At 62.1% G+C, this 24051-nt stretch carries 23 protein-coding genes and 1 tRNA gene; 6 read left to right on the forward strand and 18 right to left on the reverse strand.

The features are described 5' to 3' along the window. Positions 1 to 56 precede the first annotated feature (56 nt). Positions 57 to 1529, reverse strand: a complete 1473-nt coding sequence (gene pyk / locus B0E51_RS16545) for a pyruvate kinase (RefSeq protein ID WP_077445992.1) — start codon at positions 1527 to 1529, stop codon at positions 57 to 59. 378 nt (positions 1530 to 1907) lie between these two features. On the opposite strand from pyk, the gene B0E51_RS16550 reads away from it, so the two are divergent. Continuing rightward, positions 1908 to 3737: a prolyl oligopeptidase family serine peptidase gene (locus B0E51_RS16550; protein ID WP_143525971.1), complete on the forward strand. Its 1830-nt coding sequence runs from the start codon at positions 1908 to 1910 to the stop codon at positions 3735 to 3737. A gap of 27 nt (positions 3738 to 3764) precedes the next feature. On the opposite strand, the gene B0E51_RS16555 is transcribed toward B0E51_RS16550, so the two are convergent. Further along, positions 3765 to 4580 carry a S1/P1 nuclease gene (locus tag B0E51_RS16555; protein ID WP_077445994.1) on the reverse strand — a complete coding sequence of 272 codons (816 nt, stop codon included), beginning with the start codon at positions 4578 to 4580 and terminating at the stop codon, positions 3765 to 3767. Positions 4581 to 4739: 159 nt separating this feature from the next. Between B0E51_RS16555 and gap the strand changes: the two genes are divergently transcribed. Then, positions 4740 to 5744 carry a type I glyceraldehyde-3-phosphate dehydrogenase gene (gap, locus tag B0E51_RS16560; protein WP_077446080.1) on the forward strand — a complete coding sequence of 335 codons (1005 nt, stop codon included), beginning with the start codon at positions 4740 to 4742 and terminating at the stop codon, positions 5742 to 5744. Between the two features lie 162 nt (positions 5745 to 5906). On the opposite strand, the gene tpx is transcribed toward gap, so the two are convergent. The 4 genes from tpx to hppD all read right to left on the reverse strand — a co-directional run bounded on the left by tpx (position 5907) and on the right by hppD (position 9950). Then, complete coding sequence (gene tpx, locus B0E51_RS16565) at positions 5907 to 6407, reverse strand: thiol peroxidase (protein WP_077445995.1); 501 nt, start codon at positions 6405 to 6407, stop codon at positions 5907 to 5909. 111 nt (positions 6408 to 6518) lie between these two features. Next, complete coding sequence (locus B0E51_RS16570; protein ID WP_077445996.1) at positions 6519 to 7505, reverse strand: fumarylacetoacetate hydrolase family protein; 987 nt, start codon at positions 7503 to 7505, stop codon at positions 6519 to 6521. Positions 7506 to 7535: 30 nt separating this feature from the next. Next, positions 7536 to 8843: a homogentisate 1,2-dioxygenase gene (gene hmgA, locus B0E51_RS16575; protein ID WP_077445997.1), complete on the reverse strand. Its 1308-nt coding sequence runs from the start codon at positions 8841 to 8843 to the stop codon at positions 7536 to 7538. Positions 8844 to 8855: 12 nt separating this feature from the next. Further along, a complete protein-coding gene (gene hppD / locus B0E51_RS16580; protein ID WP_077445998.1) occupies positions 8856 to 9950 on the reverse strand; it encodes a 4-hydroxyphenylpyruvate dioxygenase in 1095 nt (364 codons plus the stop codon). A gap of 138 nt (positions 9951 to 10088) precedes the next feature. Here hppD and B0E51_RS16585 point away from each other — a divergent pair, with 138 nt between their 5' ends. Next, positions 10089 to 10559, forward strand: a complete 471-nt coding sequence (locus B0E51_RS16585) for a MarR family winged helix-turn-helix transcriptional regulator (RefSeq protein ID WP_077445999.1) — start codon at positions 10089 to 10091, stop codon at positions 10557 to 10559. Positions 10560 to 10618: 59 nt separating this feature from the next. Here B0E51_RS16585 and B0E51_RS16590 read toward each other — a convergent pair whose 3' ends face one another. Both B0E51_RS16590 and B0E51_RS16595 read right to left on the reverse strand, forming a co-directional pair. After that, positions 10619 to 12118 carry a peptide MFS transporter gene (locus tag B0E51_RS16590; RefSeq protein ID WP_077446000.1) on the reverse strand — a complete coding sequence of 500 codons (1500 nt, stop codon included), beginning with the start codon at positions 12116 to 12118 and terminating at the stop codon, positions 10619 to 10621. A 112-nt stretch (positions 12119 to 12230) separates the two neighbouring features. After that, entirely contained in the window at positions 12231 to 13079 is an 849-nt protein-coding gene (locus B0E51_RS16595) for a tryptophan 2,3-dioxygenase family protein (protein ID WP_077446001.1), read from the reverse strand. 206 nt (positions 13080 to 13285) lie between these two features. Between B0E51_RS16595 and pdhA the strand changes: the two genes are divergently transcribed. Further along, positions 13286 to 14371 carry a pyruvate dehydrogenase (acetyl-transferring) E1 component subunit alpha gene (gene pdhA, locus B0E51_RS16600; protein ID WP_077446002.1) on the forward strand — a complete coding sequence of 362 codons (1086 nt, stop codon included), beginning with the start codon at positions 13286 to 13288 and terminating at the stop codon, positions 14369 to 14371. Between the two features lie 3 nt (positions 14372 to 14374). Then, complete coding sequence (locus B0E51_RS16605) at positions 14375 to 15355, forward strand: alpha-ketoacid dehydrogenase subunit beta (RefSeq protein ID WP_077446003.1); 981 nt, start codon at positions 14375 to 14377, stop codon at positions 15353 to 15355. A 25-nt stretch (positions 15356 to 15380) separates the two neighbouring features. Here B0E51_RS16605 and B0E51_RS19825 read toward each other — a convergent pair whose 3' ends face one another. Then, on the reverse strand, positions 15381 to 15512 hold the full coding sequence (locus B0E51_RS19825; protein WP_256364110.1) for a hypothetical protein: 132 nt from the start codon (positions 15510 to 15512) through the stop codon (positions 15381 to 15383). Here B0E51_RS19825 and B0E51_RS16610 point away from each other — a divergent pair. After that, complete coding sequence (locus B0E51_RS16610; protein ID WP_077446004.1) at positions 15511 to 16899, forward strand: dihydrolipoamide acetyltransferase family protein; 1389 nt, start codon at positions 15511 to 15513, stop codon at positions 16897 to 16899. The genes B0E51_RS19825 and B0E51_RS16610 overlap by 2 nt on opposite strands. A gap of 65 nt (positions 16900 to 16964) precedes the next feature. Here the strand turns inward: B0E51_RS16610 and B0E51_RS16615 are convergent, their stop codons facing one another. The 9 genes from B0E51_RS16615 to B0E51_RS16655 form a co-directional block, all read right to left on the reverse strand. Then, a complete protein-coding gene (locus tag B0E51_RS16615; RefSeq protein ID WP_077446005.1) occupies positions 16965 to 17618 on the reverse strand; it encodes a DUF6348 family protein in 654 nt (217 codons plus the stop codon). 2 nt (positions 17619 to 17620) lie between these two features. Next, positions 17621 to 18139: a M48 family metallopeptidase gene (locus B0E51_RS16620; protein ID WP_077446006.1), complete on the reverse strand. Its 519-nt coding sequence runs from the start codon at positions 18137 to 18139 to the stop codon at positions 17621 to 17623. 108 nt (positions 18140 to 18247) lie between these two features. Then, the gene (locus B0E51_RS16625; RefSeq protein ID WP_077446007.1) at positions 18248 to 18571 is read right to left on the reverse strand and encodes a hypothetical protein; all 324 of its coding nucleotides are present in this window, start codon (positions 18569 to 18571) and stop codon (positions 18248 to 18250) included. A 35-nt stretch (positions 18572 to 18606) separates the two neighbouring features. Continuing rightward, complete coding sequence (locus B0E51_RS16630; RefSeq protein WP_077446008.1) at positions 18607 to 19971, reverse strand: tryptophan--tRNA ligase; 1365 nt, start codon at positions 19969 to 19971, stop codon at positions 18607 to 18609. 34 nt (positions 19972 to 20005) lie between these two features. Beyond that, positions 20006 to 20920 (reverse strand): arginase, encoded by a 915-nt coding sequence (rocF, locus tag B0E51_RS16635; protein WP_077446081.1) that lies wholly within the window; start codon positions 20918 to 20920, stop codon positions 20006 to 20008. Positions 20921 to 21728: 808 nt separating this feature from the next. After that, complete coding sequence (locus tag B0E51_RS16640) at positions 21729 to 21971, reverse strand: hypothetical protein (RefSeq protein WP_077446082.1); 243 nt, start codon at positions 21969 to 21971, stop codon at positions 21729 to 21731. A gap of 287 nt (positions 21972 to 22258) precedes the next feature. Then, positions 22259 to 22510, reverse strand: coding sequence for a hypothetical protein (locus B0E51_RS16645; protein WP_077446083.1), 252 nt, complete (start codon positions 22508 to 22510; stop codon positions 22259 to 22261). 746 nt (positions 22511 to 23256) lie between these two features. After that, positions 23257 to 23332: transfer RNA gene (locus B0E51_RS16650), tRNA-Thr, on the reverse strand. Positions 23333 to 23369: 37 nt separating this feature from the next. Beyond that, positions 23370 to 24035 (reverse strand): SPOR domain-containing protein, encoded by a 666-nt coding sequence (locus B0E51_RS16655; RefSeq protein ID WP_077446084.1) that lies wholly within the window; start codon positions 24033 to 24035, stop codon positions 23370 to 23372. Positions 24036 to 24051: the final 16 nt, after the last annotated feature.

Raw genomic sequence — 24051 nt, forward strand, 5'->3', positions numbered from 1 at the left:
AAGCAGTTTAACCATCCTGCGTGGCGCTCGCGTCAGGGTTGGTTACCGTTAGTGAACTACAGGTCGCGCAGGCTCTCGACCATGCCGTCGGCACCGACCGAGAGCAGCTTCAGGGTATTGGTGCCGCCACCCTGCCCCATATGGTCGCCATGGGTGAGCACCACGCGGTCGCCTTCGCTCAGGCGACCTTGCGCGAACAACTGCTGTACCGCGGCGCGTGCGGTGGCCGCTGAATTCTGACCCACATGGGCAAACTCGACGGGTTGCACATCACGCAGCATCAGCATGCGCCGACGTGCTCCCGCCAGCGGCGACAGAGCGTAGATCGGCACCGCCGTGCGGTATCGCGACAACCATTGCGCAGTAGCACCGGATTCGGTCAGTGCAACGATCGCGCGCACGCCCAGCTGACCGGCCAGCAGCATTGCCGCCAGCGCGATCGCCTGATCGGTGCGATCCAGGCGGTGGCCAGCGGAAGCCAGATCCTCCTTCGGCTCGAACTGGCGTTCGGCACCGAGGCAGATCCGGCGCATCGCCGCCACCGCCTTGTCCGGATGCGCGCCGGCAGCCGTCTCTTCGGACAACATCACCGCATCGGTGCCATCGATCACCGCATTGGCGACGTCGAGCACCTCGGCGCGCGTCGGGATCGGCGAGCGCACCATCGACTGCAGCATCTGGGTGGCGGTGATCACTGCACGGTTTTGTGCCACCGCTTCACGGATGATCTTCTTCTGCAGACCAGGCAACTCGGCATCACCAATCTCCACACCGAGGTCACCACGCGCCACCATCACCACATCGGAGGCGTCGATGATCTCGCCCAGTACCGGGATTGCGTCGGCACGCTCGATCTTCGCTACGAGTGCCGCGTTGCCGCCGGCCTCGAGCAGCAGGCGCCGCGCCTGATGCATGTCCTCGGCCGAACGCACGAACGATACCGCCAGGAAGTCTGCACCGATTTCGGCAGCCAGCTTGATGTCGGCCTTGTCCTTGTCCGACAACGCCGTCACCGAAAGGCCGCCGCCCTGCCGATTGAGGCCCTTGCGATTGGACAGCTTGCCACCGATCAGCACCTGGCAACGCACCTCGGCTCCGACCACCTCCTGCACAGTCAGCGCGACCAGTCCATCGTCCAGCAGCAGCACGTCGCCGGCATGCACGTCGTGTGGCAATTCGTAGTAGCTGACACCGACCCGTGTGACATCGCCGGCCGGAGCATCCGGGCGACAGTCCAGCACGAACGGCGCGCCGTCGACCAGTTCCACCGGCCCGTTCGCAAACGTCTCGATCCGGATCTTCGGCCCCTGCAGGTCGGCCAGTATGCCGACTTCGCGACCCGCCGCCGCCGAGGCTGCGCGCACCGCATTGGCGCGCGCGCGGTGATCATCCGGCAGGCCATGCGAAAGGTTGAGGCGAACCACGTTGACGCCTTCGGCGATCAACTTCTCGAGCATGCCGGGAACATCGGTGGCCGGGCCGAGCGTGGCAACGATCTTGGTGCGGCGCATCTGGATATCATTGTTCATGCCACGAGCCTAACGGACTGATGACCTAAAATCATCACATTTGACCTTCCCGATCCTGGCAGCGTTTCTGTTCCTTATTTACGTCTGCTTTTGCATACGGCCATAATCAATCTTGGACCTATAACCGCAAAATCACAGGGAGCTATGGATGGCACGTCTACTTCGAGCACAGCTGCTCGCCGTCGTGGGGCTGGTTTTTTTCTGCAGCATTTGCACAACGCCAGTCATTGCAAACGGAGCGCCCGCTGCGCCGGCTAACAACGGTCAGCTTGGAGTCGCCGATTTGTCCGCCGGCCTGATTTCTCAAACATAACGATCTCGCCGGATGGCACATATCTGGCCGCACTGGTACCACAGCCAGACAAACCTCACGAGAACGTGCTGGCGATTCTTGATGCTCACACGGCGAAAGTATTGCACCTGATTCCTTCAGGTCACGGCGTACTTATCGCCAACTATTTCTGGTTCAACGATAACCGCCTGATCGCCGCGCTTGCGATCAAGAACGGTGGCCTTGACACCCCCACACTCACCGGCGAACTGTTTGCAATCAATCCGGACGGTACACATCAGGTTGATTTGTTCGGCTTCCGCTCCAGCAACTCTACTGGAACACTGATTGCCACCACCGAACGGCGCTATGCGGCAGCAACACCGATCGGGGAACAGCCGATCAGTGACAACCAGATCCTGATTGCAGTCAGCGACTTCACGCGCAGTCGCAGCGGCAGCCTGACCGAGATTGAAAAACTCGACGTGCAAAATGGCCGCACGAAATCAGTGGGTACCGCGCCGGCGAACAACAGCGGACTGGTTTCAGATCACGCGGGACAGGTTCGTGCAGCTTATGCTGACAACAAGTTCACCGGCATCAAACTGTGGCTACGCCAGACCAACGATGCGCCATGGAATCTTGTCAACGATGCAGCCAAGTCGGGCGTGGAAATCTCGCCGATTGGCTTCAACCGGGACAACAGCAAGCTCTATGTACGGGTTTCCCAGGGCGACAAGCCCGACGCCATCGAGTTGCTGGATATGGCAAGCCAGCAACGCACGAAGGTCTTCCAGGGTGTGTTTGCCGATCCAGGCGAACTGCTCCCCACTGCCGACCAGCAGGACTACTACGCAATCATCAGCCGGGACGGCAAACCGACGCTGCATTATCTTGACGAAGACAGTCGCGAAGCGTTGCTGAGCAAGGGGCTGGCCGTCAACTTCCCCGACCAACTCGCCTACTTCTCCAGTTTCACTCGTGATGGCAAGCGCGCCATCGTGCATGTGGCGAGCGATCGCAATCCAGGCGATTTTTATCTGTTCGCCATAGATACCCACAACGCCCAATATGTGGTCGGTGCCGAGCACTGGATCAATCCGCAACAGATGCAGCCAATGCAACCGATCACACTCGCTGCACGCGACGGGCTCGCCCTGCATGGCTTCCTCACCATTCCCACCGGCAGCAAGCCCTATCCACTTGTCGTGCTGCCACATGGCGGCCCGCACGGCATTGCCGACGAATGGGGTTACAACGCCGAAGTGCAGATGTTTGCCAGTCACGGCTATGCCGTACTGCAGCTCAACTACCGTGGGTCCGGCGGGTACGGCCAGAAGTTCCAGCAGCGCGGCTATCAACAGTGGGGTCTGAGCATGCAGGACGACCTCACCGACGCCACCCAATGGGCGATCCAGCAGGGTTACACCAGACCAGGGCGCATCTGCATTTATGGTGGCAGCTACGGCGGCTATGCTGCAATGGAAGGCGCCGTGCGCGAGCCGGGGCTTTACACCTGCGCGATCGGCTATGCCGGCGTATACGACCTGCGCGTGCAGATGGACAAAAGCGATACCCAGGAAACCGACATGGGGGATGCCTACCTGCATCGCGTGCTGGGCGATGATCGTGACGATTTGCTGCGCCGTTCGCCCCTGGGTGGAGTTGACCGGATCAAGGCAAACATCCTGCTGGTGCATGGCGAGGCAGACCCGCGCGTCCCGTTCAAGAACTTCCGCGAATTCACCAAGGCACTGGACGACCGGCACAAGCCGTACGAATCATTGACCAAGCCGATGGAGGGTCACGGCTTCTTTCTCGAAGCGCACCGGCAGGAAGCCTACGAAAAAATGCTGGACTTCCTCGATCGCAACATAGGTGATCGCAGCGTCACTTCGGGCAAGGAAACAGGTGCAGCCGATCGACAAGGCCCTTAAACCATCCGCAAGCTGGCGACTGGCAGCTCACTGGGTCAGCGTGAGATTCAGCACCTCGGCCAAGCGCCGACCGGCCGCACGCAATCGCTGTTCGGCTACTGGCAATTCGGCCCTCACGTACGCCTGGCTGATAGCATGATCGGAGGGATAGAAGCTGGCTTCAGCGGTGATTCGGCAGGATTCCTCCGCCCATTGGGCATAGGGATTGTCCAGCGGTGCGATCGGCTGCGGCAACGCCACCGGCACCGGTGAATCCAGCTGCTGCGCATAGGCCTGCCAGTCGAGGTGGCGGGTACTCAGCATGCCCGAGTCCCATACCTTGTGCAGGTTGCTGCCCTTGCCGTCGAACTGCACCTGATAGGTGTTGCCGCCCTTGTCGTCGCGATAGCCGGCATGCAGCGGCTGGTGGATGTCGCCCACGAAATGCACCACGAACTTCAACGCCTCGCGACGTGCGGCATCCGGCTGGCTGCGGTCACCCAAAACGCCGACGTAATACTGCAGGGCCGCCACCACGCAACGACCGTCGCGGCAGTCACGCGGCGGTACGTAATCACAATCACCGTCATGGAAATTGATGTAGTGCTGGCTGCGGGTCTGCTTCCACAGGGCCGCGCGCGCCGGATCGTCCTGGATTTGATCAGGCCAGTTAGCGATGTCGGCCAGCGACGTGGTGCGCTCGGGGGCCAGCAATCGCTCGACTTCAGCCTCGGCCGCCGGACTGAGATGCCGCTGCGCCAGCTCGGCGACCACGCTGTGACCAACCGGTCCCCAGGCCCGAGCCCATGGAGCTACCGCGAGTGAAACCAGCAAAGCGACAAGGATGCGGCGTGATGTAGGCATGGCGTCGGTCCGTGAAAGACCTGGCTAGTCTGCCATAGCGTTGTGCCCTTCCGAGCGGCACTCACGCATTCATTGTAATATTTCGGGCCTGAAATGCCGGTGCGCGGCCGCGGCTGCCCATCTTTCATCGCCATTGGCCCATCGCAATTGGAGAACCCCATGACCATCAAGGTCGGCATCAACGGCTTCGGCCGCATTGGCCGCAACGTGCTGCGCGCTGCCGTGCAGAACTTCGGCAACGACATCGAGATCGTGGCGATCAACGATCTGCTCGAGCCGGATTATCTTGCCTACATGCTCAGCTACGACTCGGTGCATGGCCGTTTCAAGGGCGACATCAAAGTGGAAGGTGGCCAGCTGGTGGTCAACGGCAAGACCATCCGGCTGACCCAGGAACGCGATCCGGCCGCGCTGAAGTGGAACGACGTGGGCGCCGACGTGGTGATCGAATCCACTGGGCTGTTCCTGGACAAGGCGACAGCACAGAAGCATCTGGACGCGGGCGCGAAGAAAGTGATCCTGTCGGCACCGTCCAAGGACGACACGCCGATGTTCGTGTTCGGCGTCAACGACAAGAAGTACAACGGCGAGGCGATCGTCTCCAACGCCAGCTGCACCACCAACTGCCTCGCACCGCTGGCGAAAGTGCTGCATGACAAGTGGGGCATCAAGCGCGGCCTGATGACCACCGTGCACGCCGCCACCGCGACGCAGAAAACGGTCGACGGCCCGAGCAACAAGGACTGGCGCGGCGGTCGCGGCATCCTCGAGAACATCATTCCCTCGTCCACCGGCGCCGCCAAGGCCGTCGGCGTGGTGATTCCCGAGCTCAACAAGAAGCTCACCGGCATGTCGTTCCGCGTGCCGACGTCAGATGTATCGGTGGTCGACCTCACCGTCGAGCTGGAAAAGCCAGCCACCTATGCGGAAATCTGCGCCGAGATGAAGTCGCAGAGCGAAGGCGCCCTGAAGGGCATCCTCGGTTACACCACCGACAAGGTCGTCGCCACCGATTTCCGCGGTGATGCACGCACCTCGATCTTCGACGCCGAAGCAGGCATCGCGCTCGACGACACCTTCGTCAAGCTGGTGAGCTGGTACGACAACGAGTGGGGCTACTCGAACAAGTGCCTGGAAATGGTGCGGGTCGTCGCGGCCAAATAAGCCATCTCAACAGGAAGGAAAAGCCCGGGCTTGCCCGGGCTTTTTTGTTGGTTGTGCTTCAGCAGCAGCGCAGCGTTGAAAACGCTCGTGCGCTGTCCGTTTCACTCGCCGGACAATTCGTCCCGCAGCAAGACGGGGCGCATAGCACCCGGTCTGCGGAATTTACTTCAATGCCGCCAGCGCGGCGTCGTAGTTCGGCTCGTCGGCGATCTCGCCCACCAGCTCGGTGTGGAGCACCTTGTCGTGCTCGTCCAGCACCACCACTGCGCGTGCGGCAAGACCGGCCAGCGGACCAGTGGCAATCGCCACACCGTAATCGTTGAGGAACCGGTGCCCACGCATCAACGACAGGTTGGTCACCTGGGCCAGTCCTTCGGCACCGCAAAAACGCGCCTGTGCAAACGGCAGGTCGGCCGAGATGCAGAGCACCACGGTGTTCTCGAGCTGACTGGCCGACTCGTTGAAATGGCGTACCGACATCGCGCAAGTCGGCGTGTCGACACTGGGGAAAATGTTCAGCACCTTGCGCTTGCCCGCGAAGTGGGCCAGCGAAACATCGGCGAGATCCTTGCCAACCAGCTTGAAATCCGGGGCCTTGTTGCCGACGGCGGGGAATGCGCCATCAACAGTAATGGGATTGCCCTTGAGCGTGACCTGGGACATGGGAGTTCCTTTGCGAATGGGGTTGGGAGGAACACCGCGACGCATGGCATGAACCCGGTGCGCCGCCGTGTGGCCGTTCAGGATACTGCGCCCAAGGGAGGCACGAACAGGTCAGGACCGCAGTGGTGCGATACGCTGCTCGATCGCTCCGAAAATGCTGTGGCCACCCGCATCGGTGATGTCGATGCGAAGGCTGTCACCGAACTTCAGGAACGGTGTGCTTGGCTTGCCATCGCGCAAGGTTTCCACCGTGCGCTGCTCGGCCAGGCACGACGCTCCCTTGCCGGTGTCCTCGTTCGCGATGGTGCCTGAGCCGACGATGGTGCCGGCAGTCAGCGGCCGCGTCTTCGCCACATGCGCCACCAGCTCGGCAAAGCTGAACTGCATGTCGACGCCGCACTCTGCCTCGCCGAACCACGCGTCGTTCAGCCAGGTGCGCATCGGCAGGTGCAGCTTGTCGCCCTGCCACGCCTCGCCCAGTTCGTCCGGCGTCACCAGCACCGGCGACAGCGCCGAGCGTGGCTTGGACTGCAGGAAGCCGAAGCCCTTGGCCAGTTCGTTCGGGATCAATCCGCGCAGGCTGACGTCGTTGACCAGGCCGACCAGCTGGATGTGGTCCGAAGCCTGTGCCGGCGTCACAGCCATCGGCACGTCGTCGGTGACCACGATCACTTCGGCTTCCAGGTCGATGCCGTACTCCTCGCTCGGCACCACCACCGGGTCGCGCGGGCCGAGAAAGCCTGCGCTGGTCGCCTGGTACATCAGCGGATCGGTATAGAACGACTTCGGTACCTCGGCGCCACGCGCGCGGCGCACGCGCTCGACATGCGGCAGATAGGCCGAGCCATCGACGAACTCGTAGGCGCGCGGCAGCGGCGAGGCGAGTGCCGTCATGTCCAGCGCAAACGCGCCGCTGGCGTTGCCCTCGTTCAATTCATCCGACAACGCGTTCAGCCGCGGCGCACTGTTGGACCAGTCGTCCAGCGCGGCCTGCAAGGTCGGCGCGATCCCGCTGGCCTTCACGGCCTTCGTCAGATCTCGGCTGACCACGATCAGCGTACCGTCGCGGCCGCCTTCCTTCAGACTTCCCAGCTTCATGCAATTCCCCAGACAGAATAGTGCGGCGGCTTACGCCTGCGACGGATCGAAATGCTTGCGGATGCCCTGCCAGCACTCATGATAATTGTCCTGCAGCTGCGGTGAAGACAATGCCTGCTGCGTGGGCCGGATCACCTTGCGCGTCTCGAACATGAAGGCCATGGTGCCGCCGATCACGTCCGGCTTCGACAGGTCGGCCACCGAGGCCCTCTCGAACGTGGCCGCATCCGGGCCATGCCCGCTCATGCAGTTGTGCAGCGAGGCACCACCGGGCAGGAAGCCTTCGGCCTTGGCGTCGTATACACCCGTGATCAGGCCCATGAACTCGCTGGCCACGTTGCGGTGGAACCAGGGCGGACGGAAGGTGTGCTGTGCCACCAGCCAGCGCGGCGGGAAGATCGCCAGGTCCACGTTCGCCGTGCCTTCCTGCTCGCTGGGCGAAGTCAGTACGGTGAAGATCGACGGATCGGGATGATCGAAACTTATCGAGCCGATCGTGTTGAAGCGGCGCAGGTCGTATTTGTACGGCGCGTAGTTGCCGTGCCAGGCGACCACGTCCAGCGGTGAGTGACCGATCTTCGCCGACCACAGCGTGCCCTGGAACTTCGCGACCAGCTCGAACGCGCCTTCGACGTCTTCGTACGCCGCATGTGGTGTCAGGAAATCGCGCGCGTTGGCCAGGCAGTTCGAGCCGATCGGCCCCAGATCAGGCAGGCGCAGCAGTGCACCGAAGTTCTCGCAGATATAGCCACGTGCTTCGTTATCCACCAGTTCCACGCGGAAGCGCATACCGCGCGGAATCACCGCGATCTCCTGCGGTTCGACATCCAGCACGCCCAGCTCGGTGGCCAGTCGCAAGGCACCTTGCTGCGGCACGATCAACAGCTCGCCATCGGCGTCGTAGAAAAAGCGACCCTGCATCGAGCGGTTCGCCGTATAGACGTGGATGCCCACGCCGGCATGCTCGTTGGCACTGCCGTTGCCGGCCAGCGTAACCAGACCATCGACGAAATCCGTCGGCTGGGATGGCATCGGCGGCGGATTCCAGCGCAGCTGGTTCGGCGTGGCCGGCGCTTCGTCGAAACGATTGTGGAAGGTCGCATGGACCAGCGACTGGAACGGCTGATGTACTGCCGCCGGACGAATCCGGTACAGCCAGCTGCGCCGATTACTGTGCCGCGGCGCGGTGAATGCGGTGCCGGACAATTGCTCCGCATACAGTCCATGCGCTACGCGCTGCGGCGAGTTCTGCCCCTGCGGCAACACGCCCGCGATCGCTTCGCTGGCCAACTCGTTGCCGAAGCCGGATTGGTAACCGTTGCTGACGATCGTCGCCATGAGGACAGGTCCTTAGAGGAAACCGCGCTTCATCTGGTCGCGCTCGATCGACTCGAACAGCGCCTGGAAGTTGCCTTCGCCGAAACCTTCGTTGCCCTTGCGCTGGATGATCTCGAAGAAGATCGGCCCGATCGCGTTCTGGGTGAAGATCTGCAGCAGCTTGCGCTGCTTGGTCTCCAGGTCAGCATCGATCAGGATCTTGTTCTTCGCCAGCCGCGGCACGTCTTCGCCATGGTTCGGCACGCGCTCGTCGATCACCTCGAAGTAGGCATCCGGCGTATCGAGGAAGTCCACACCCGCCGCGCGCATCTTCTCCACGGTGGTATAGATATCATCGGTGAAGCAGGCGATGTGCTGAATACCTTCGCCGTGATACGCGTCAAGGTACTCGTTGATCTGGCTCTTCGGGTCGTTCGACTCATTGAGCGGAATGCGCACGACGCCGTCCGGCGCGGTCATCGCCTTCGACACCAGACCGGTCTTGACGCCCTTGATGTCGAAGTAGCGGATCTCGCGGAAGTTGAACAGCTTCTCGTAGTAGTCCGACCACTTCTGCATGTTGCCGAAGTAGAGATTGTGGGTCAGATGGTCGATGAAGGTGAGACCGAAACCCTGCGGGTTCTGATCCACGCCTTCGATCGGTGCGTAATCGGCGTCATAGATGCTGCCGGCGCTGCCGTAGCGATCGATCAGGTACAGCATGCAGTCGCCGATGCCCTTGACCACTGGCGCGTCGACCGCCTTGCTGTCGGCCTTGTCGGTCACCGCCTCACCGCCATTGCCGAGGACGGTCGCAAGCACCTCGTCGGATGGCTTCTTGAAACGAATCGCGAAACCACAGGCGCTGGGACCGTGCGCCTTGGCGAAATCGGCAGCGAACGAATCCGGATCTTCATTGAGCAGGAAGTTCACGCCGTTCTGCCGGTACACAGTGATCGGCCGCGCCCTGTGCTTCAGCACGGCAGTGAAGCCCATGCGCTTGAACAGGTCATGCAACTCGCCGGCGCGCTCCGCGGGCGCAGCGAACTCGACGAACTCGAAACCGTCGATGCCCATCGGGTTGTCGAAGGTGGTGACCTGCATGCCAAGATTCGGCTGGGCGTTCATGGCGCTCTCCTGCTACGGGTTATAGCTAAGCTGGTGTCATTGGGAAGTCCGCACAAGGATGTGCGGGCTCTTGCGAGGGATTCGCATACAGACACGTTATAGTTACATGTGAAACCATTTGCAAGGAACACCGCCGCAATGCCCGCCAAGCGCCGCCCTGCCCCCGCCACTGCCGAGCACGCCCCGTTGCAGCTGGAGCATTTCCTGCCGTACCGGCTGTCGATCCTGTCCAACACGATCAGCCAGGCGATCGCCGACGACTACCAGCGCCGCTACGACATCTCGGTGACCGAATGGCGGGTGATGGCGGTGCTGGCGCGCTTCGACGGCTTGTCCGCGCGCGAGGTGGCCGAGCGCACTGCCATGGACAAGGTGGCGGTAAGCCGCGCGCTGGCACGCCTTGTCGAGGCCGGACGAGTCCATCGCAGCATCCATGACGATGACAAGCGGCGTTCGGTATTGAGCCTCACCGAAACGGGCTGGACCATGCACGATGAAGTCGCGCCAATGGCACGTGCTCGCGAACGCGAGGTGCTGGCGAAGCTCGATGCCGAAGAGCAGGCGTGGCTGGAACGCATCCTCGACAAGCTACAACTCACCGTACGCTGAGACCTCGACAAAAGGGGCGTCTTGCAGACCGCCCTCTCATGCGGCGTCATTCGCGCGGATCAGCGCACGCCATGCATCAACTTGTTGATCAGCGGCGAGATCAGCAACAGCAACACGCCGGCGCCTGCCAGCAGCCAGAAGCTGAAAGTGAAGCCGCTCAATGCCGAAGCGGCAGTCATGCCGTTGTCGCCACTGATATGGCCGGCGAGCAGACCCGACAGGTTGCCGCCCACCGCCAGCGACAGGAACCAGCCACCCATCGCCAGACCGACCAGCCGCGGCGGCGCCAGCTTGGTCACCATCGACAGGCCGATCGGTGACAGGCACAACTCGCCCACCGTCTGCAGCACATAGCACAGCACCAACGGCCAGAAAGGAATCAGCCCATGGCTGTCGAGCAGGCGCGACAAGGCATACATCAGCACCGCAAAGCCGAGCCCGTTGAAGACCAGACCCAAGCCGAACTTGCGCGGGATCGACGGCTCGCGATGGCGCGAAGCAAGCAGGGTCCAGGCAATCGTCACCAGCGGTGCCAGCACGATGATCGCCAGCGGGCTCACCGACTGGAACCAGCCCACCGGGAATACCCAGCCTCCGAACATCTGCCGGTCGACCAGGTTCTCCGCCAGGAAATTGAATGAGGTGCCGAGCTGGAAGTAGAACATCCAGAACAGGATGTTGAAGGCGAAGATGATCAGCATCGCCACCACGCGATCCACCTGCACGCGACCGTGCCTGACCGCCTCGACCAGCAGCATCACCGCGACCGCGGCGAACAGCACGCCCAGCACCCATGACAGACCCTTGGTGACGAACGCCAGCAGCAGATACACCAAGGGCACTGCAACCACCATGCCCAGCAATACCCACACCACGCGCATCCGGCCGGCGGCCTCCGGGGCGGGACGACCCACGCCCTGCAGGCCACGCCGTCCGACCCAGAACCAGAACAGGCTGAGCAGCATGCCGACACCGGCCGCACCGAACACGATCCGGTAGTTCTGCTGCATCGGCGTGTCGGTGAAGTAGCCGGCCATCCAGCCGGTCAGCAGCGGCGCCAGCAGCGCACCGCCATTGATGCCCATGTAGAACAAGGTGAAGCCACGATCGCGCCGCGGGTCATCGCGACTGTAGAGCTGCCCGACCATCGAGGAGATGTTCGGCTTGAACAGGCCATTGCCGACGATCACCATCGCGAGGCCAACCAGAAAAATTTCGCGACTCGGCAGCATGACGACGAACAATCCCATCGCCATCACCAGTGCACCGAGCAGGATCGAACGCTGGTAGCCAATCACCTTGTCGGCCACATAGCCGCCAAAAATGCTGGATGCATAGATCAGCGCGGTATACGAGCCGAAGATGCTGCTGGCCCAGGCCTGGCCGGATGCGTCGCCGTCGTAGAAGTGCGCCACGATGTACAGCGCCAGCGCCCAACTCACGCTGTAAAACGCGAAGCGCTCCCAGAACTCGGTCATGAACAGCATCCACAGTGGACGCGGATGGCCGAGCAGCTGCGGATAGTCCGGCGCGGCACTCGTCTCGATGGCCTGGTTCATGGGTTCCCCTGGGTAGCTTCAGGCCGGCATCTCGTGTGCGGACTGAAGTCGTGAAGTCATCGAAAGGTGTAACCGCTGGCTGCGCGCGACGTCAAATGCCGCGCAGCATGGATCAGCTGCCCAATACCGTGCGCACATCCAGCAGCTCGGGGAAGAACTCCAGGTCGAGCGCCTTTTTCAGAAAACTCACACCGGACGAACCGCCGGTGCCACGGCGATGGCCGATGATCCGCTCCACCGTTTTCATGTGACGGAAACGCCACAGCTGGAAACTCTCCTCCACATCCACCAGCTGTTCGCACATGTGGTATTCCGGCCAAAAGTCCGCGCGGCCCTCGTAGATGCGCTTGAATGTCGGCAGCAACGCTTCATTGCTCTGGTAAGGCTGAGTCCAGTCGCGTTGCAGCAGGGTTGCCGGCACCGCATGGCCGCGACGACTCAGATAGCTCAGGAATTCGTCGTACAGGCTGGGGGCTTCCAGCACTTTGCGCAACGCGGCCTGTGCGGCCGGATCGTGCGCGAACACCTTGAGCATGCCGGTGTTCTTGTTGCCGAGCAGGAACTCGATCTGCCGATATTGCAGCGACTGGAAGCCCGACGACGGCCCCAGCACACCACGGAATTCCAGATACTCCGAGGGTGTCAGTGTCTCCAGCACGGCCCATTGCTCGAACAGCTGGCGCTGCACCTGTTTCACCCGCGCAAGGATCTTCAGACAGGCGTCGATGTCATCCACCTGCAGGTGCACTACCGCCGCCTTCAGCTCGTGGATCAACAGCTTCATCCACAGTTCGGCCACCTGGTGCTGCACGATGAACAGCAACTCGTCGTGATGCGGCGGCTGACTCAATGGCTGTTGCGCCGACAGCAGCGTATCCAGATGCAGGTAACCGCCGTAGGTCATCTGCCCATTCAGATCCGTCTGGATGCCTGCCTCGATATCACGCTGGTTGTCGCTCATTCGGCTTCGTCATCCTGCAAAAGTTGGTCATTTTAGCGGTTGTCGCAAGTCATCCCGTACGCCCGCGCATGCTGCACCGTACCTTGCAGTGCAACATGCCGGCCTGTTATCAAGCGCGGTCTTATCCGGACATACGGCCTTCACCGACCCTCGGTAAAATGCCGTGTTCCCTGCTTACCCCTCTCTTCCTCACCCCGGAGCGAGTCGTGACCATCGCCGCCAAGTTTGAAATCGAATACCTGCAATACCTCGATGCCGAGGGCAAACAGGTCCGTGACGATCTGCCCGAGTTCGCCAAGGACCTCGGCCACATGGTCGAGCTGTACAAGTTGATGTTGTCGACCCGCGTGTTCGACGCCAAGTCGATCGCCCTGCAGCGCACCGGCAAGCTGGGCACCTATGCCAGCTGCCTCGGCCATGAGGCGGCGCATGTCGGCATCGGCAGCGCGATGCGGCCCGAAGACGTGTACGCACCGAGCTATCGCGAATACGGCGCCCAGCTGTACCGCGGCGTACAGCCGCGCGAGGTCTACATGTACTGGGGCGGCGACGAGCGCGGCAACGACTACCAGAAGGAACCGGCACGACATGACTTCGCCTGGTCGGTGCCGATCGCCACGCAGTGCCTGCATGCGGCAGGTTCCGCACTGGCGTTCAAGATCCGCGGCGAGAAGCGCGTGGCCGTGTGCACGATTGGCGACGGCGGTTCGTCCAAGGGCGACTTCTACGGCGCGATCAACATCGCCGGCGCACAGAACCTGCCGCTAGTGGCAGTGATCGTCAACAACCAGTGGGCGATCTCGGTACCGCGCAAGATCCAGTCCGGTGCACCCACGCTGGCGCAGAAAGGCATCGCTGCGGGCCTGTTCTCGATCCAGGTGGACGGCAACGACATCATCGCGGTGCGCAAGGCGATGGAAGATGCGCTGGAGCGCGCCCGCAGCGGCAAGGGCGGCAGCGTGATCGAGGCGGTGACCTATCGCCTCGGCGACCACACCACCGCCGACGACGCGCGTCGCTACCGCGGCGAGCAGGAAGTGAAGGACGGCTGGGAAAAGGAGCCGATGAAGCGCCTGCGCAACTGGCTGGTGGCCAAGGGCGTGTGGGACGACGCGAAAGAAGAAGCCTGGAAGGCCGAGTGCGACGAGTGGATGGACAACGAAGTGAACGCCTACCTCGAGACCAAGACTCAGCCGGTCTCGGCGATGTTCGACTACATCTTCGCCGAAGTCCCCGCCGATCTCGCCAAGCAGCGCGATTACGTCCTCTCGCTTGAAACCAAGGGTCATTGAGTCATGGCACAAATCACTCTCATCGAAGCAGTTACCCAGGCACTCGCCTATGAGATGGCCCACGACGACAGCGTCATGGTGCTGGGCGAGGACGTCGGCCTCAACGGCGGCGTATTCCGCGCCACCCAGGGCCTGCAGGAAAAATTCGGCGAGCTGCGTGTGCTCGACACGCCGCTGGACGAAACCACGATTGCCGGTGTGACGGTTGGTCTCGCGGTGCAGGGCATGAAGCCGGTCGCCGAGGCACAGTTCGAAGGCTTCATCTATCCGATGATGGAGCAGATCGCCTGCCACGCCGCCCGCATGCGCAACCGCACCCGCGGTCGTCTCACCGTACCGGCGGTGTTCCGCGCGCCGTGGGGCGGCGGCATCCGCGCACCGGAGCATCACTCGGAAGCGAACGAGCACCTGTTCACCAATATCCCTGGCCTGCGCGTGGTGATGCCGTCCTCGCCGGCGCGCGCCTACGGCCTGCTGCTGGCGGCGATCCGCGATCCGGATCCGGTGATGTTCTTCGAGCCAAAGCGCATCTATCGCCAGTACAAGGAAGAGGTGCCGGACGATGGCGAGGCATTGCCGCTGGACGTGTGCTTCGTGCTGCGTGACGGTACCGATGTGACCCTGGTGACCTGGGGCGCGCAGGTGAAGGAAGCGCTGGAGGCGGCCGATGAACTGGCTGCGCAAGGCATCAGCGCCGAGGTGATCGACGTCGCCACGCTGACCCCGCTGGACTTCGACACGATCGCTGAATCCGTACAAAAAACGGGCCGCTGCGTGATCGTGCACGAAGCACCGAAGACCGCCGGCTTCGGCGCGGAGATCGCGGCCCGCCTGGCCGAGGAGTGCATGTACGACCTGCTCGCGCCGGTCGAGCGCGTCACCGGTTTCGACACGCACATCCCGCTGTTCCGCCTGGAAATGAAATACATGCCGAGCGTGGAGCGCGTCGTCGACGCGGCGAAGCGTACTCTGGCGGCAAGCTGACCTGGAACTCCAACATTGCACGGCGTCATTCCCGCGAAAGCGGGAACCCAACTTGATCTTTCGCCACACATAAATGGATTCCCGCTTTCGCGGGAATGACGCCAGAAAAATCAGCACCGGCAAGGCCGGTCACACCAGACAACGGAAATCTGCTCATGGCTGATATCAAGACGTTCTACCTGCCCGACCTCGGCGAAGGCCTGCCCGACGCGACGATCGTCGAGTGGCACGTGAAGGTGGGCGACAGCATCAAGCTCGACGCGCCGCTGTGCTCGATGGAGACCGCCAAGGCGGTCGTCGACGTGCCCTCGCCATACACCGGCAAGGTCACCAAGCTGCACGGTGCCGCCGGCGACATCATCGAGACTGGTTCCGCACTGGCCGAGTTCGAGCCCGACCCGAACGCCAAGCAGCGTGCCGAGGCCGAATCGACCGGCCATCATCACGGCCCGAAGAAGAGCGTCGGCAGCACGGCCGCCGACGACAGCCACAAGGTGGTCGCCTCCGATGACGGTGGCGAGATCGAAAGCGATGGCAAGAAGGCCGATCGCGAAGACGAAGGCACCGTGGTCGGCGCGATGGTCAGTGGCAATCACGTGCACGTCGAACAGGCCGCCAGCATCGGCGGTGTGAAGGCCGTGCCCGCCGTGCGTGCACTGGCGAAGAAGCTCAAGGTCGACCTGACCCGCGTGCGCCCGAGCGGTGCCGACGGCGTCGTGACCATGAAGGACGTCAAGGACGCCGCCGCCAACGGTTCGGCCGCACTCGGCACTGCGCCGGCACGTGGCGTACCTGCCTCGGCCGGCCGCCACCTGGCGCCCGAACTGCCGCAGCCTGAAGCCGCACGCACACCGGTGTCACTCGCAGGCAAGCCGGTGCGTACCGCGCCGCCGTCGCAGCAGGCCAGCGGCCAACCGGAGCAGTTGAAGGGTGTACGCCGCAACATGGCCCGCGTGATGGCTGACGCCCACGCCCAGGTCGTGCCAACCACTCTGGTCGACGACGCCGACCTGCACGCCTGGATCGGCAAGCAGGACATCACCGCCCGCCTGATCCGCGCGATCGTGTTCGCGTGCAAGACGGTGCCTGGCTTGAACGCGTGGTTCGATGGCAAGAACCTCACCCGCACCCTGCATCCGCATGTCGACATCGGCATCGCGGTGGATACCGACGACGGCCTGTTCGTACCGGCGCTGCGCAACGCCGACGTGCTCGACGGTGCCGGCATTCGCGCCGCGATCAAGCGCCTGCGCACCCAAGTCGAGGATCGCTCGATCCCGGCCTCGGAGTTGTCCGGCTACACCATCAGCCTGTCGAACTTCGGCATGTTCGCCGGCCGCTATGCCACGCCAGTGGTGGTACCGCCAACTGTCGCCATCGTCGGCGCCGGCAAGCTCAGCCACGACGTAGTCGCCGTGATCGGCGGCATCGAAGTGCATCGCCGCATGCCGCTGTCGCTGACCTTCGATCACCGCGCCGCCACCGGCGGTGAGGCTGCGCGCTTCCTCAAGGCGATGCTGGACGATCTGGCGCTGCCGAACTGACCTTGCTGCACACGTGAAACCGACAGTGCGCTTTCGGGCGCCCTGTCTGTTTCAGCGGTCATCCATCAGTAGTCGCGCACGTCCAGCAACATGAAGCAACGCGCGGTGTAGTCATGTCCACCACGCGGCCACGCGACAGCCGTCAGCGCCAGGGTTCCCGCCGTCCACGGCTCGTTGTCGAGCGAGGCCTCGCTGCGTGAATCGTCCTCTGCGACATGGCTGTGTACCAGCCGCACCCAGTGCAACTCGGGTGTCAGTGCTTCGCGCTTCAGTGCGACTTCGATCGCCGCCAGCGCGTCGACCGGAATGGTCACGGCATCTGCGGTCGTTCCACGCACGTTGAACGGGCCGACGAACACATCCCACGTACGCACACCGATGTCCCACGCGGTGATCTGCATCTTGCGGTCGTCGGTGACGTACCAGCAGGCGGCCAGCAGCAGGTGAAACGCATTCTGTTCGAATGCATGCAAGGCATCACGGCAACCGGCGTCACCACTGCCGATCCCGGCGAAGCTCTCCTCGATGCGCCGTTCCTCGCTCAACACCACGTCGACATCGAGGCGACCCGGTTCGCCAGGGCTACCCTCATGCCACTCGGCACGGATCGCAGGAAAATCATCGTCGGTGACCAGCCAGCCATCTTCGTCCGCTTCCAGTTCGACATCATTCCGTTCGAACAACCGCAGCAGATATTTCTGTAGCGCCGCACTATCCATCGTCATTCTCGATTGTCTGCATTGGCCGGCGACGGCAGTTCACGCCAGGTCAGATACACGCGCAGATCGAACTCCCGCTGATGGTAGTCCGGCAGCATGTAGGTGCACAGCTGGTAGAACGCCTTGTTGTGATCCTGCTCTTTCAGGTGCGCCAGCTCGTGTACCACGATCATCTGCAGGAATTCCGGTGCGGCCGCCTTGAACAAGGCGGCCACGCGGATTTCCTTCTTCGCCTTGAGCTTGCTGCCCTGTACGCGCGAGATCGCGGTATGCAGCCCGAGTGCGTTTCGCACCACGTCGAGCTTGCTGTCGTACAGCACCTTGTCGATACCCGGTGCGTTTTTCAGGTGCTGCTGTTTCAGATCCATGGTGTAGGCGTAGAGCGCCTTGTCGCTCTGCACCGGGTGCCGATCCGGATAGTGTTTGGCCAGATGCTCGCCCAGGCGCTGCTGCGCGATCAGCTGCCGCACCTTGTCCTGCAAGGCAGCTGGGTACGCCTGGAGATATTTGAGCGGCATCATGGACGATATTCTCGCACCCCATCGAGTTCACTCGTGATGGTGGCATCTGTAAAACCGCGTTCACAGGGTGTCGCGTTCGAAGAGACTGACACCAGCCGACAGCCAGAATCAGCGACGCCGTCCCCAGCAGGCGTGACGCAGCAGCATCGCCAGCACCAGCACCACGGCAAACGCACCATAGCCATACAGCGCAGGCAATACCTGTTGCCAGATACCTCCGCTCGCACGACCAAACTGGTCGACCGGTGGCAGCTCAACCATGTCGAAACCAAGCAGCGCACCCTGCACTGCCGTGATTGCTGCCAGCAGCAACATCACAAAATCGAAAACACGCCGGGCCGAGGTCCGTGGCAGGCTCTTCGGATAGGCCCAGTAAGCCCAGCACAGGATCAGCAACCACGGTGCCAGCAGCAGGATGGCCAGGTAACGCATCGATCAATCACTCCCTCGGCTTGAATCGCCGCGCATCAATCCTGCGCAGCGAGCTGATCCAGCGCTTCGCGCAGCCGCAGCAGGGCTTCGTCACGAGACTGCTCATCGCGGTAATCGGGTGTGCTGGCGACCTGCTTGCCATCCAGCTCAAGGGTCACGCCCTGCGGCTTGATCTGCAGCACGGTACCGGCCGCACCCAGCGTCTTGAGGTGCTTCTGCAGCGCGCCGGCCGCCTTCGGATCGGCGAACGAGATCGACAGCAACAGCTCCTCGCCTTCCGCAGAGAACAGGCGAAAACGGAAGTTACCATCCGCATCGCGGAAACTGGCGAAGCGCGGCATTTTGTCCTGCTTCGCGACCGTCTTAGGCGAGGCCGTGATGGCCGCCGATGTGTTGGCCGAACGCAGCCCCAGCGCATCGCGCAACGCAGCGATCTTCGGCGTGGCAATCGCACGCGCCTTCTGGGCGCCCTGCTGCAGGATCGTCTCGATCGCCGCCGGATCGGCCATGAACGCCTCGTAGCGCTCACGCATCGGCGCCACATCAGTCTCGATGCGTTCGTACAACACCTGCTTCGCATCACCCCAGCCGAGGCCGTCCAGCAGGGTCTGGCGGAATACCGCCGTCTCGGTCTCACTGGCAAATGCGCGGAAGATGGTGAACAGCGCCGAGTTGTCCGGATCCTTCGGCTCACCCGGCAGGCGCGAGTCGGTGACGATGCGCATGATCGCCTCGCGCAACTGCTTCTTGCCACCAGCGAACAACGGAATCGTGTTGTCGTAACTCTTGGACATCTTGCGGCCGTCCAGGCCAGGCAGCGTAGCCACCTGCTCCTCGATCAGCGCTTCGGGCAACACGAAGAACTCGTGGCCATGGATATGGTTGAAGCGCTGGCCGAGATCGCGCGCCATCTCGATATGCTGGATCTGGTCGCGCCCCACCGGCACTTTGTGCGCGTCGAACGCGAGGATGTCGGCTGCCATCAGCACCGGATACATGTACAAGCCGGCGGTGATACCGGCATCGGCATCCTCGCCCGTCTCCGTATTCCGATCCACCGCCGCCTTGTAGGCGTGTGCACGGTTCAACATACCCTTAGCGGCGACGCAGGTGAGAAACCAGGTCAGCTCAGGAATTTCCGGAATGTCCGACTGCCGGTAGAACGTGACGCGCTGCGGATCGAGGCCGGCGGCCAGCCAGGTCGCGGCGATCTCCAGCCGTGAACGTTCGATTCGCGCTGCATCGTCGCTCTTGATCAGGGCGTGATAGTCGGCCATGAAATAGAACGCATCGACGTCAGCGCGCCGGCTGGCTTCAACGGCCGGGCGGATCGCACCCACGTAATTGCCCAGATGCGGTGTACCGGTAGTGGTGATGCCGGTGAGGACTCGAGTTTGCATAGGGTTCGCTTGGAATGTCTTCGGGCCGGCGCAATCAGCGCAGCAGCGTGGATTTGCCAAACAGCGATTCGACCAGGTCCACCGCCAGTTTGGCGGTCTGGTTGCGCTTGTCATACGCCGGATTCAGCTCGACGATGTCCAGCGACGCCATGCAACCGGTGTCGGCGATCATCTCCATGCACAGCTGCGCCTCGCGGTAATCCGGACCGCCACGCACCGTGGTGCCGACGCCCGGTGCGATGCTTGGATCGAGGAAATCCACATCGAAGCTCACGTGCAGATGAGTATTTCCGTCGACACCGGCGAGCGCCTCTTCCATTACGCCCTTCATGCCGATCTCGTCGATACGGCGCATGTCGAACACGCTTATGCACGCCTCGCGCACCAGCTGCTTTTCGCCTTCGTCCACCGAGCGGATGCCGATATAGCGGAAAACATCAGGCGTGGTGGCCGGCGTACTACCACTGAGCCCGGTGAGTTCGGCCGGCCCATTGCCGCACAGACAGGCCACCGGCATGCCGTGGATATTGCCCGACGGAGTGGCCTGCGCAGTATTGAAGTCGGTATGCGCATCCAGCCACAGCACGCGAAGCTGCTTGCCTGCGTCGTGGCAATGGCGCGCCACGGCCGAGATCGAACCGATCGCCAGGCAGTGATCGCCGCCCAGCATGATCGGCAAACGCCCTGCCTGGAGCTCTTGATGAACAGCCGTATAGACGGCCGTATTCCAGGCCACCACCTCGTCCAGATGACGGTAGCCATGCGTGGGCGGTTGCCATGGATTGAGCGGCCCCTGCAAATTGCCGCGATCGATCACGGTCAGTCCGCGACGCTCCAGCCTGGCCGCCAGGTTGGCCACCCTCAGCGCTTCCGGCCCCATTGCGGCACCACGATGTCCGGCGCCGATGTCGGTCGGCACGCCGATCAGTGAAACGGTCTGCTTGTTCATGAGATGAGTACCTGCCTGTGGCATCCAGCCGGCGCAGGCCGACGCCATAGCGCACAGCCGGCATCGTTGTGATGGCGACGACCCACGACACGAGCCGGCGCGAGCTGGCCGGAGTTTACCGGAATGGGCTAGTCCACGCCGTACGTTCTCTACTGGAACAGGCAGTGTCCGGAGCCACGATGCCATCAAGCGCACCTGCGTCATCAAGAACCATGCGCAGGACACTCATGTTATCGCTCGACCTCGATGCCCTGTCGGACACCACGAGCGGAAGCAAGCACAGCACGCCTCAACTCGATTCAAGCTGACGACTTCGTGCCAACTCATCTTCACGGCGCGAGCGCGCAGCAGAACTCCAGGACACAAGCTCACGGCAAGTGGCAACATTCTCAGCCCTTGCATCCCGAGCAATTTTCCCCATCAGCATCCCTGCAAACAACCACACTCCGCGCCAAAAGGCGGAATGCGCAAGAAGCGTTTGCATTTGATTTGTCCCCCCGCTGCCCCTGTGCAACGGCTGAACTGACTTTAGCAAAAAATTACGTCACGCGCGCATTTTTACTATCTCAAGCGACACCGCGACAATTCCGCAGTTGAGTCGCCTTCGCACGGCCTTTGGACTCAAGTCCAAAGGAGCGGGGTTGATTCACACCATTTACGCTGATCCGGAACAGACCCGCTCGGAGCATGCCGCATACCCGCTGCGGCCATTGCTACCAGTTCGATGACTAGATTGAGGACGCCGAATCGGAAGAATTCACTCGCCCACCTGGACTCAGGCTGGAACCAAGCCATTCATGTCCAAGGACTACGCCGCTACAGCGGGCGCTGACATATCCGCGTCCGCGTACTGCACAAGGTCGATGGTGAACTCCGTGCAAGCCATTTCGACATAAACCGTGCGGCCTGAATTGGCATGTTCCTCACGCCCCAATCCACGAGCCAGGCGAATGGCATGAGCAAAACCCAGGCCGTCAAACAGCACGGCCGAACCACTGCAGATGGCCCACAAGCCATGGCTGCTTTCCTTGATGGTCAAAACGACACTCATCGTTGCACCCTCCAGCAAGGGAATGCCCAGATATGCAACGCCTCCCCAAGACGTTCATGAGTTTCCGGGATCGTTCCAGCTTCGCCGCCAGTACGCGCGACGTATGTCGGCGATGTCCTACAGCGGGCGTCCGGGAGTGCCGTCGAAGCAGCTATTTGTTGTGTCACAACCCATTTTAATAGATGCCGAAGATCAGCCAGCAGCACTGGAGTCAGCGATCCCTGCCAGGCACCTGAACGAATCGCGCGCCGACACGCATCCCATGGTGAAAGTGCTGCGTCTCCCGCTCAGGGATAACCGGACAGGCTGAGCTGCCGGGGATCCGGCACGCGTCCATATTTCGCAAGAATGATCGGATCCGAATACATGCCGCGATCCGTGTCTGCGCCCTGCGCATACACGAGCACACCTTCGCATTGTCTGGCCAACTGCTCGCCGCAGCGGCGTGCGAACTCCTCCATGCCGTGCAGCACAGGCTTCTCGGGCAAGACGGCGCCATCCACTTCGTGAAAGCCCTGCACTACATAGAGCGTTTCCATGATCCTGTCCTCGTATCTGACTAGCTCATCAAGCGTGCCGGCATCGAAGTGCATGAGTCGCGACGATGGTGTTAAGCGCTGGTTCTTCGTTCAGCCAAGGCACCTCCAACCAATCCGACGCAGGTACCGCGCTCAGTGACCATGAATCTCGCTCAAGGCTTCAGCGGGACATGACCTCGCACCGCTGCCATCGCCCCGCTGCGAGCCTGGCGATAGGCCGCTCCATCGAAAATCCATGTAAGTTCATGTCGGTTCTTGATAATTCTTCAAGACGAACGCAAAGACACGCACTATCGCTCCGCACCAACTGCCTTGTCCGCAATGAAGTCCATGGCGCGCCGAAATCAATTTGTGACGAACATCACAAATTTTCGCCTGGTAACGTGGGTAAATGTGATCTGTATCACCTATGTAGCTAACCACTGCCGCCGTGAGGCGATCACTGTCCCATTCCCCCAGCCCTATAGACGGATCAAGCCCGCTTCGGCGGGCTTACTTTTTGCCTGAAGTGCGTGCCCTGTCCGAAACCTCGAAGCCTGCCGTGCAAGTTGGCGAGCCGCAAAGACAGACACACCAATCACCACGTCTTTTTGTCCGTATCACCTGGCCACTCCCAACACTGCAGTGTGAGTCAGTGCACAACAGGCGCGGCCTCAGACACACGGCCCTGCAATCCCCGTGCAATATCGACCCACAGTGAAATAAGAGCAGATCGCGGAGCAGGGCAACACGCGATGGGAGGGACATGGTGCCGGCAGCAGGAATCGAACCCGCGACCTACTGATTACAAATCAGTTGCTCTACCAACTGAGCTATGCCGGCGAAGGTCGGAGATTCTAGCAGGCTCTGTCCTGAGTGCTCAAAAACAGCCTGTGGTGTGCGAACCAATCCCGCTGACGCCGATACGGTTGCGCCAATCGAAGTGGCTGCCGTCAGGTACCACCAGGTCGAGCCAGTATTCGGGCACGCTTTCGCTGCGTTCGCTCATGCGGGCCGGAAAACCGGCGGCGATCACCTGGTCGCGACGATTGCGCGCATTGGCCGGATCCTTGAAGACGCCCAGTGAAATCGTGTTGGGCTGATCGCCGGAACTGACCACAAAATAGTCATCGAGATTGTGCGCACCGAGCTGGCGAGCCTGTTCCAGTGCCTGCGCACGGCTCGCGGCAGCTGGCAGGTACACCCACCAACCGCTGGTCTGGCTGGCCTGCTCCTGGCGTGAACGCATGCGGGTGACCTGGGCGGACAACGCCTGTCGCGCATTGCGCAGATCCTGCGGCGTGGAGAACGGACCCAGCGCAAGGCAGCTGTAGCTGATGGCCTGTTGTGCGCCAGCCGCACTAAGCCCGGAAGAAGGCGCTGCAGCCGTATCGGCCGCTGCCGGCAGCTCCGACAACAGGCGCAATTCGGTCACTCCGGGGTCGGTCGGATTGCCGCCGCGGGCATATGGCTGTCCCAGCAACAGCCAGGCACCTACCGCAATATTGAGGGCACTCAAGAGGACAAACAGCAGACGCAGAAACATCGAACCCCCATCACCG

The organism is Rhodanobacter sp. C05, from assembly GCF_002001165.1.
Taxonomy (GTDB): domain Bacteria; phylum Pseudomonadota; class Gammaproteobacteria; order Xanthomonadales; family Rhodanobacteraceae; genus Rhodanobacter.